The sequence below is a fragment of the Aminobacter sp. P4_H6_2 genome (genome assembly GCF_056400805.1).
Genome location: NZ_JBFUKO010000170.1, coordinates 1 through 9165, shown reverse-complemented (window position 1 = coordinate 9165; position 9165 = coordinate 1). Strand labels below are relative to the sequence as shown.

At 62.4% G+C, this 9165-nt stretch carries 9 protein-coding genes, 2 tRNA genes and 1 pseudogene; 3 read left to right on the top strand and 9 right to left on the bottom strand.

Annotated elements, in window-relative coordinates; all coding sequences use genetic code 11:
• From AC1DUU_RS14280 to AC1DUU_RS14270, 3 genes are all read right to left on the bottom strand, one after another.
• Nucleotides 1-340 (bottom strand): MgtC/SapB family protein (locus AC1DUU_RS14280; protein ID WP_476784066.1); only part of this gene is annotated, 340 nt, incomplete at its 3' end.
• Nucleotides 341-497: 157 nt separating this feature from the next.
• A tRNA-Arg gene (locus AC1DUU_RS14275) sits at nt 498-574 on the bottom strand.
• Nucleotides 575-617: 43 nt separating this feature from the next.
• Entirely contained in the window at nt 618-923 is a 306-nt protein-coding gene (locus AC1DUU_RS14270; RefSeq protein WP_115732770.1) for an ETC complex I subunit, read from the bottom strand.
• Nucleotides 924-1081: 158 nt separating this feature from the next.
• Between AC1DUU_RS14270 and AC1DUU_RS14265 the strand changes: the two genes are divergently transcribed.
• Nucleotides 1082-1158, top strand: a tRNA-Pro gene (locus tag AC1DUU_RS14265).
• Between the two features lie 169 nt (nt 1159-1327).
• On the opposite strand, the gene AC1DUU_RS14260 is transcribed toward AC1DUU_RS14265, so the two are convergent.
• The 5 genes from AC1DUU_RS14260 to AC1DUU_RS14240 are packed head-to-tail and all read right to left on the bottom strand — an operon-like array spanning nt 1328 to nt 6529.
• A complete protein-coding gene (locus AC1DUU_RS14260) occupies nt 1328-2686 on the bottom strand; it encodes an MATE family efflux transporter (protein ID WP_476784065.1) in 1359 nt (452 codons plus the stop codon).
• A 23-nt stretch (nt 2687-2709) separates the two neighbouring features.
• Nucleotides 2710-3666, bottom strand: a complete 957-nt coding sequence (locus AC1DUU_RS14255; RefSeq protein WP_476784064.1) for an ABC transporter substrate-binding protein — start codon at nt 3664-3666, stop codon at nt 2710-2712.
• Between the two features lie 12 nt (nt 3667-3678).
• Nucleotides 3679-4482: an ABC transporter ATP-binding protein gene (locus AC1DUU_RS14250; protein ID WP_476784063.1), complete on the bottom strand. Its 804-nt coding sequence runs from the start codon at nt 4480-4482 to the stop codon at nt 3679-3681.
• Nucleotides 4479-5492, bottom strand: coding sequence for a FecCD family ABC transporter permease (locus AC1DUU_RS14245; RefSeq protein WP_476784062.1), 1014 nt, complete (start codon nt 5490-5492; stop codon nt 4479-4481). Before AC1DUU_RS14245 ends, AC1DUU_RS14250 begins: the two co-directional genes overlap by 4 nt.
• On the bottom strand, nt 5489-6529 hold the full coding sequence (locus AC1DUU_RS14240; protein ID WP_476784061.1) for a FecCD family ABC transporter permease: 1041 nt from the start codon (nt 6527-6529) through the stop codon (nt 5489-5491). The genes AC1DUU_RS14245 and AC1DUU_RS14240 overlap by 4 nt, the downstream gene beginning before the upstream one ends.
• Before the next feature lie 175 nt (nt 6530-6704).
• On the opposite strand from AC1DUU_RS14240, the gene AC1DUU_RS14235 reads away from it, so the two are divergent.
• On the top strand, nt 6705-7556 hold the full coding sequence (locus AC1DUU_RS14235) for a LysR family transcriptional regulator (RefSeq protein ID WP_476784060.1): 852 nt from the start codon (nt 6705-6707) through the stop codon (nt 7554-7556).
• A gap of 41 nt (nt 7557-7597) precedes the next feature.
• Here the strand turns inward: AC1DUU_RS14235 and AC1DUU_RS14230 are convergent, their stop codons facing one another.
• Entirely contained in the window at nt 7598-8527 is a 930-nt protein-coding gene (locus AC1DUU_RS14230) for a glutaminase (RefSeq protein WP_476784059.1), read from the bottom strand.
• Nucleotides 8528-8877: 350 nt separating this feature from the next.
• Between AC1DUU_RS14230 and AC1DUU_RS14225 the strand changes: the two are divergent.
• Nucleotides 8878-9165, top strand: a pseudogene (locus tag AC1DUU_RS14225) (hypothetical protein); the annotation flags it as partial.

Sequence of the window (9165 nt, the reverse complement as noted above, 5' to 3'; positions counted from 1 at the left end):
GGGGGTTGCCATAACCGGCCAGCACGCCCACGGCACCTGTGGCCCACACGGTTGCCGCTGTGCTCAGTCCGCGCACGCTGAGGCCGTCCCGCATGATCAAGCCGGCACCCAGGAAGCCAATGCCTGTTACCACCTGGCTGCCCATGCGCACTTCACTGGTCACACCGACCAGCGTCGGCAACGCGCTGTACGCGGCCGCACCGAGCGCTACCAGCGCATGGGTGGTCAGCCCGGAATGGCGGTGTCGCCACTGGCGTTCGATGCCGATCAGCACACCAAGCAAGACGGCAACGACAAGCCTGGGCGCAATCGACAGGAACTCGGGCAGTGTGTGCGACATCTGAATCCGCTGATAGGCGATGAGCCGTGGATCGGGACCAGCCCGCAGGGCGGAATTTAAGCGGCTTGCCACTTGCGAGGCAAGCCAAAGCCAAATGCCAATGGCAGATGTCGTGTCGAAAGCTGGATGGGTGGCGCTCGCGTCGCGACGAAAATGTTGGCGATCCCGACAGGATTCGAACCTGTGACCATCGGCTTAGAAGGCCGGTGCTCTATCCAGCTGAGCTACGGGACCGCTGACCGCCCTATGCAGGGCGGGATGATTTTGCCTTGAAACGTCAGTGCGTCCAGGGCGTCCTGCGGTCATAACGAAAATTGTCGGAGTAGGAAATCTGCCGACGCTTGGCTTCTTTCGGCTCCTGAACGCGGAAGGCCAGGCCTTCCTTTTCGGCATAAGCAACCGCTTCTTCGCGGGTCTCGAAGGTCAGACGAATCTGGCTCTTCATGTCGCCGGAGCTAGTGTAGCCCATCAGCGGATCGATCTTCTTAGGCTTTTCGGCGTCGAATTCGAGCACCCAGTGCCCGGTTTTGGCTTTGCCCGACTGCATGGCGGTCTTAGCGGGGCTGAAAATTCGCGCGGACATACTTACCTCACTCGTGATTCCGCGCAGACGCACGGACATCCAGATGAGCCCGTCATTACTGTGCAATCGCCGTTGCTGCAAGACGAAAGCCGGTTTCGGCGTTTTTGCCCTTGCCTTGTCGAGCGGAAGCCACTAGGCACGGCATCGAAATGTGATTTCGGAGTGTAGCGCAGCCTGGTAGCGCATCTGGTTTGGGACCAGAGGGTCGGGAGTTCGAATCTCTCCACTCCGACCATTTTACTTTGCAAGATCAATTGCCTGGATCACGCGGCCCGCTGGCCTTGCCGATCAGGTAAACTCCCCTCCACAAGCACATATTAGGCACGGCTTCAGTCAAAACGAATCGCGCGCGGCCCGGTGCCTTCATCCCGCCCGCCCTCGTAGCGAAATCGCCGGGCGTCGGATCACCGCGTCCGCGTGAGTCGTTCGAAGCTCGACAGGATCAGGATCGCGGTCGCCGCCAGTCCAGCGCAGAGCCCCCACCACACGCCCGTCGGGCCGAGCGCATAAGACAGGGCCACGGCCACTGGAAAGCCGACCAGCCAATAACCGACGAGGGTCAAGCCAAGCGTCAGCCTGGCGCGACCGAGGCCACGCATCAGACCCACGCCGATGTTCTGCGAGCAGTCGAAGATTTGCAGGATTGCGGCAATCGTCAGCAGTTGAGCCGCAAATTTCATCGTCTCCGTGGTGCTCGGTCCCGTATCCGATGCGAACGGAAGAAGCATAAGACCGGGCACCACGATGTAGCCCGCACCAATGATCACCATGACCGCCATGCCAATTCCGATGCCGATCGCGCCGTAGCGCCGTTTCAGGGCGCCCTGCCCCTGGCCCTGCGCCTCGCTGATGGCAACTGAAGTGCCATGCGACAAGCCAACCGCCAGCATGAAGGCGATGTAAATGATCTGGTTGACGATATTGTGCGCGGCCAGTGCCGCTTCGCCGAACGTGCCCATCAACAAGGCAATGGCGACAGTGAAAGCGGCTTCCGAACCATAGGCTGCCGAGGTCGGCACGCCGAGGGCCAGTGTTCGTTTCCAGGTGCCCACATCAAGCTGCAGCAAAGCCGGCACGATTCTGTAGGCACCATAACCTGGCGACCGCAGCACATGCATGGAAAGCGCGGCGAAGCTCGCCAGGTGCACCAAGCCAGCAGCAAGGGCAACGCCTGTCGCGCCGAACTGCGGCAAGCCGAAACGGCCGGTGGCAAGGCCGAAGGCGAGTGCCGCGTTGATGGCGATGGAGGCCAAGGTGATCGCCAGGACCGGCCCCGGCTTTCTCAAGCCGACGGTGAAGCTGCGTAGCGCATTGAAACACAGGCACGGAAGAATGCCCCAGGACGTCGCCATCAGGTAGATGCCGGCAAGCCGCGCGACCTCAGCATCTTGTCCAAACAACAGGAGCAGCGGTTCAACCTGCGTCATGAGCGCCACGGCGACGAGGCCGGCCAATGTCGATATCTGCAGGCTTGAGGCGGCGTAATTCGCAATCTTTTCGGCATCGCCCGTGCCGCGAGCCTCTTCGGCGACGAGATTGGCGGTTCCCACCGCAAGGCCGACGCCCATGGTGCGCAAAAGGTTGAACAGGCCGATCGCCAGCCCGCCGGCGGCGAGCTCGGCCGAACCGAGCAGGCCAAGCACGATGATCGAGGTGGTCGAGATCGCCACTTGGGCAAGCTGGGTCAGCGCCAACGGCACCGCCAGCTCCAGTATGTGACGCGCATCGGCGACGAAGCGCGACAGGATGGATGTATTCGCCATGTCGCGCTTCGGAAGTCCCTCTATCAGGCGAGAATGCGGGCCGCGATGGTGCGCGGGGAATCGGCCTTGAAGACGTCGGGATAGAGGATAGCGGCGGCTTCGTTGATGACGACGCGGCGGGCAATGGGACCGTGCGATTCGATCCAGTGATCGCCAACGAAATGAACCTTGCCTTCCTGCACCGCCCGCAGCGACGACCAGATCGGGTTTGTCTCGAACGGGCGATCCGGGCCGTAATCGTAGACGATGATGACGTCGGGATCGGCAAGGAGCATGGCCTCGAGGTTCATCTCGAAGGCGGTGTTATCGGGCACTTCGGGCGTCGGGTTCTTGCCGGCGACATTGACGCCACCAAGCGTGGTCAGGATCGAGGCGGTGACGTCGTCTTCGTAGAAAGTCCATGGCGCTTCGCCCGAACCGTAGAAATAGAGATATTTGACGCCTCGGTCCTTCGGCGCCTTGGCCTTCAGGGCGTCGAACTCGGCGTGGAAATCGGCGACAAGCTTTTCGCCTTCGGCCTTTTTGCCAAGCGCTTCGGCGACCAGCAACAGGTCGCGCTCGGAGTCCTCTGGCGTCTCCAGGCGAACCGCGAGATAGGGCGCGATCTCTTCGAGCTTGCCTGCATTGGCTTCGGTGTAGCGCTTGATGGCGACGATCAGATCAGGCTTGGCCTGGGCCAGAAGCTCCAGGTTGGGGCTTGCCCGCTGGCCGATCTTGGGCACGTCGACAAGTCTGCCGAGCAGGTGGTCGGGGTTGCGGCCTTCCACCATGTAGGTGGTGGCAACGGGCGTGATGCCGAGTGCCAAGGCGACATCGGCGCCGAAATAGGAGACGGCGGCTACCCGCTTGGCATCATCGGGAAGCTTGATGGCCACGCCGCGATCGTCGGTGATTGTATGCGGTGCCGCCTTGGCTGCGGTCGCGAACATCGCCACCATGCCAACGGCGGTGGAGCGGATCAGGAAATCTCTGCGATTCATGACATAAGCCTTTCAATGGATGAGACGTGAAGGAGCCTTGATCGAGCCGGTGGGAATGAAGACCGGCGGATGATCTTGGTTGCGGGTGACGGTGGCGCTGACGCGAAAGGTCTCGGTCAGCAGATGCTCGGTCATGACATCGGCTGGAGCGCCCTGATCGATGATGGTGCCGCGATCAACGGCGACGAGATGGTCGGCAAAGCGCACCGCCTGGTTGAGGTCGTGCAGCGACAACACCACAGTGATGCCCTGGGCGCGGTTGATGTGCTGCAACAGCTCGAGCACCTCGAACTGGTGGCCGATATCGAGGAAGGTCGTGGGCTCGTCGAGCAACAGGATCCCGGCTTCGACGGCGAGCGCCATGGCGATCCAGGCGCGGCGCCGCTCACCCCCGGAGAGCGTTGAGACCATGCGGTCGGAGAGGCTGGTCATGTCGGTGGCAGCGATTGCCCGCGCCACCGCTTCCGCGTCACCGGGCGCCGAGCGCCCCAGAAGGCCGCGATGCGGGTGCCTGCCGTAGGCGATGAGCTCGACGACGGTGATCTCCGGCGGATCGACCATTTCCTGGGGAAGGAATGAAAGCCTGCGCGCCAATTGCTTGCGCGGCCACGCCGACAGCTTCTGGCCATCGAGCGCTACCTCACCCGACATTGGTCGCAACAGGCCGGCCATGGCACGCAGCAAGGTGCTCTTGCCGCAGCCATTGGCCCCGATCAGCGCGGTGATCTTGCCTTTGGGAACGGACAGGCTGACATCGCGCAGCACCTGGCGCGCACCATAACCGAGAGAAATGTCCTGGCAGATCAGGCCGTTCATAGGCGTCGTCCCAGAAGCACGAGGAAAATCGGCACGCCGATCAGCGCGGTGACCGCACCGACCGGGATTTCGGCCGGCGGGGTGGCGATGCGGCCCAAAAGGTCGCCTGATGTCACCAGAAAGGCGCCCAGAAGTGCCGAAATCGGCAGTGACTTGGCCAGCGAGAAGCCGACCAGCCGACGTGCGGCATGAGGTGTGATGAGACCGACAAAGCCCAATGGCCCGACAATCGCGACCGCACTCGACGCCAGCACGGTGGCAAGGGCGATGGCCGCCAGCCTGATCGCCCCAACGTTCACGCCGAGCGTCGCCGCCGCATCGTCGCCAAAAGAAAGCAGATCGAGTTTGGCCACCATCACCGGCAGCGCCAACAACCCGCCAATGGTCCAAGGCAGCAGATGCAGCGCGTGCTCCCAGCCACGGGCATAGAGGCTGCCCGACAGCCATAGCAGAACCGTCTCCATGCGGGTCGAGCCCCAGGCGGCGAAGATGCCGAGGCCCAGCGCCTGGAAAGTGATGCCAATGGAGATACCGGCCAGCACCAGCCGCAGCGGGGTCGCGCCGGCACGCCAGGCGACAAGGTAGGTCAAGGTTGCTGCAACCAGACCGCCAACGAGCGCGACGAAGGGCAAGGGTGCGACCGGATATGAGGTCAGCTTGCTGCCGTCGGTCTGACCCCAATAGACGGTGAAAAGCAGGAAGATCATCACGGCAAACATGGCGCCGCCAGAAATGCCGAGCACGTTGGGGTCGGTCAGCGGATTGCGTGTGGCCGCCTGCAGCAGATGCCCCGAAACAGCGAGATGAATGCCAACGAGGATGCCGATGGCAACGCGGGGCAGCCGGATGTCCCACACGATGCCGGCGTCGTCGCCCTTGCGGAAAAACAGGGCTTCGAGCCCGTGTTGCAGGCCGAGATCGGCGGCACCGTTGAGCGCGGCGAGAAGTGCCAGGGCAACGAGCGCGCAGAAGGTGACAGCCGCTGTCGGCCAGAATGGAAGCCTGCTCACGCCGTCTTCCTCCAGACCATGTGGATGAGGAAGGGGCCGCCGACGATTGCCGTAACTACGCCGATCGGCAGTTCGCGCGGGGCAGCCATGAAGCGCGCCAGCGTATCGGCGGTCAGCAGCGCAATCGCGCCCAGAACGGCCGAGACGGGCAGCAGAACCTGATGCCTGACACCAACGATGCTGCGGGCGATGTGGGGAATGCACAGGCCAAGAAAGCCGATGGGGCCCGCGACGGCCACGACGCCGACCGACAGGACGATCGCCGTCAGAGCACCGGCAAGGCGCCAGAAGCGCACATTGAGCCCGAGCGTTTCGGCAGCCTCGTCGCCAAGCGCGAGCAGATCGAGAGGCCGCGCCAGCACGACGCAGGCACACAGACCCACCACGGCCCAGGGCAGYAGGATGATGAGATGCTGCCAGCCGCGGCCGGCAAGTCCGCCGGTGAGCCAGAAGAACACCGAGGCGACCGTCGGCCCAGCGTGGATCAGTGCCGTGGTGATGCCTGCGGCGCAAAAGAAGGCGACGGCGGACCCTGCCAGCGCCAGCCTGACCGGCGACAGGCCGCCCGCAGACGCGATCAGCAGGCTGGTACCGCCAGCCAGCAATCCGCCGGCGAGGCCGATGAACGGATGGGCGATGGCCGGCACCGAGGGCACGAAGACGTAGAAAACGACGATGGCAAAGCTTGCGCCGGTCAGGACGCCGGTCAGGTCCGGCGACGCGAGTGCGTTGCGCGCCACGCCTTGCATCACAACGCCCGAACAGGCGAGCGCTGCTCCGGCCAGGATGGCCAGGAGTTCACGCGGAATGCGCAGTTTCCACAAGATCGCCGCTTCAGGCCCAGCGCTTCGCCCCAGCAGTGCATCGATGACCACCTGAAACGGCGTGGTCACGCCGCCGACGAACAGCCCGGCAAAACCGATGCCAGCGAGCACGACCAGGCCGGCAACCATCAAGCCGACGATGCCGAAACAGCCTTTGCTGCTCAGTTTCGCGGCTCCGCCGTCACAAGATGCGCTGCCGATCAGCAATGTCATTGCGCCGCGCCGGTCTTCTGGTGAAGGAACATCGTTCGCATCGCGCGGCCATGTTTATTGGTGAGGACAATTATCAAGTTTTATGGCAAATTGCCCAGCAGGACCCAATGTGCAATCGAAAACTTCTCAATCCGGCATGCAAAACTCTCAAGCAGGACCCTCCCGGTTCCCGTCTTTGAACACCTTGCCCGCGTTCGTTGCGGTTGCCCGCACGGGCAGCCTGACGCTGGCGGCCGAGGAACTGTGCCTGACACCGAGCGCGATCAGCAGGCAGATCAAGACGCTTGAGGAGAGCCTCGGCGCGTTTCTTTTCCAGCGTAGCCACAACGCTGTCGTATTGACCGAGTCCGGGCGACGCTTCCTCGCCCATGCGAAGGGTGCTCTGGCTCTTGTCGAAACCGGCGCGCGTGAGATTTCGCCCCATCGGGCGCGGCTGACCGTTCAAGCTCCGATCACGCTGACGCAGCGCTGGCTGATCCCGCGCATCGGATCGTTCAGAAGCAGCTGCCCGGGAGCTGATCTGTCATTTCGTTCGCAAAAGCCCGGCAATGATGCGGCGGATCTTACGATCGGCTATGTCAGGGGCACGGAGACGACCGCATTTTCGAATGCGTTCCTGTTGGACAAGACTGTCAGCGTCTGCACGCCTCAACTGTTGCGCGGGCTCGCCGGGCCGCTTTCGCCTGAAGCGCTGTTCGACTTGCCGGTTCTGCTCGACACGGCGGACGCGTGGTCATGGCTGCAATGGTCGGCATCTGCCGGGGTGGCGTTTGCGCCCAAGGCGGGCGCCATCACATTCGATACCGACGAAGCGGCCATCGACGCCTGCATTTCAGGTTTGGGCGTAGGGCAAGCCAATCCTGCTTTCATCGAAAACGAGCTCAGGAGTGGCATGCTGGTGGCGCTGTGCCCTGAAATAACAGCGATCGTCGGCGCCTATGAAGCGTCGATAGATACTTCCACGGCGCTGAGCCAGCAGTTCTCGTCCTGGCTCAGCCAATGGGATTCGGGATCGGCTGCTATCTGATTGGTCAGGCAGGCAGTTTCGGCGCCGCGTGATTCGGCCGATCAGGATGAGAAGATTGACCAGTTCATTCTTTTGGTCAGTTTCTCCAGCGCAATCGAGCCGAGCATCGAGTTGCCGCGATCATTCAAGCCAGGCGACCAAACCGCAATCGATGCAACTCCGGGCACGATCGCCAATATCCCGCCACCGACGCCGCTCTTGCCGGGAATGCCGACGCGGAAGGCGAATTCACCTGAGCCGTCGTAATGGCCGCAAGTGAGCATCAGGGCATTGATGCGCCGGGCACGCTCGCCTGAAATGACCGTGTGGTTCAAGGATGGAATTCTGCCGGAGTTTGCCAGGAAGCGCCCGGCATTCGCCAATTGCTTGCAGCTCATCGCGATGGCGCAGTGATGGAAATAGACCCCAAGCGTCAGCTCCGGCGCGTGGTTCAGGTTGCCAAACCCCTTGAGATAATTGGCAAGCGCGAAGTTGCGGTAACCGGTAGCGCGTTCGGAATTGGCGACGTCGCGGTCGATCACGATGGTATCGTCATCGGCAAGGGAGCGCACAAAGCTCAGGATCTCGCCGATGGCCTCGCGCGGTTGATGGCCGGCCAAGAGCACATCAGAGACAACGATCGCACCGGCATTGATGAATGGGTTTCGGGGTATCCCCTCTTCCCGCTCCAGCTGGACAATGGAATTGAAGGGCGTGCCCGAAGGCTCCCGGCCAACTCGGTTCCACAAGGTGTCGCCAGCTCGCCCCAAAGCCAGCGCCAGGGTGAACACCTTGGATATGCTCTGAATTGAAAAGGGTTCGTCGGCATCGCCCGCAGCCACCACCTCGCCATCATTCATGATGACCGCAATCCCGAATTTCGCCGGATCGACCTTGCCAAGCTCCGGGATGTAGGAAGCGACCTCGCCGCGCTCAGGCGCGTTCGCCATCTCCGCAACCACTTCGTCCAGAACATCTTTCAATTGAGACATCGCGGTTCCTGCAAAGCCGTCCGGCTAGAATCGAATTGTGTCGTCAGTAATCCACTTTACATGCGCCCAAGCCAAGCGCGGCGGCAATCGACCTGCCCTTGGGGCACCCGGCAAGAGCATTGGGAACGCGGCAACACATGGCCACCAGTGTCCCCTTACCGCCTGCACTTGCCCTTGAAACACGCGTTTTGGCACGATTGCGACAGTTGCGCACCACGACCAGCGCTTGATGAATCCAAGTGTAGTGCTATCGTTCTACTGAAGCGTGATCAGCAAAACCGAATCCGGCTTTGCATTCGATCATGCCCTGGCCTAGTGGATCCGCCCACAGGCCGGTCGCCAGGGGGCGAATGACTTTGGTCAACAAGGGGCGGACCAGGGTGGGGAGTGGCAAACGATTGGCGGAGCTATCCGAACAATTCATCGATCAGATCTACGAGGCTTCCTTCATACCGGAGAAGTGGCCCGTATTACTTGATGGGTTGGCGCAAGCCGTAGAGGGCCTGGGCGGCTATCTCTTCACCATCAGCCAGGGTGCGTCGGCCTATCTCGCTTCGGAAGCGGTCGCGCCGCACGTGGAAGCGTTCATGCGCGAGGGCTGGATGACGGTCAACGCGCGCGGGGCCCGCGCGGAGGCC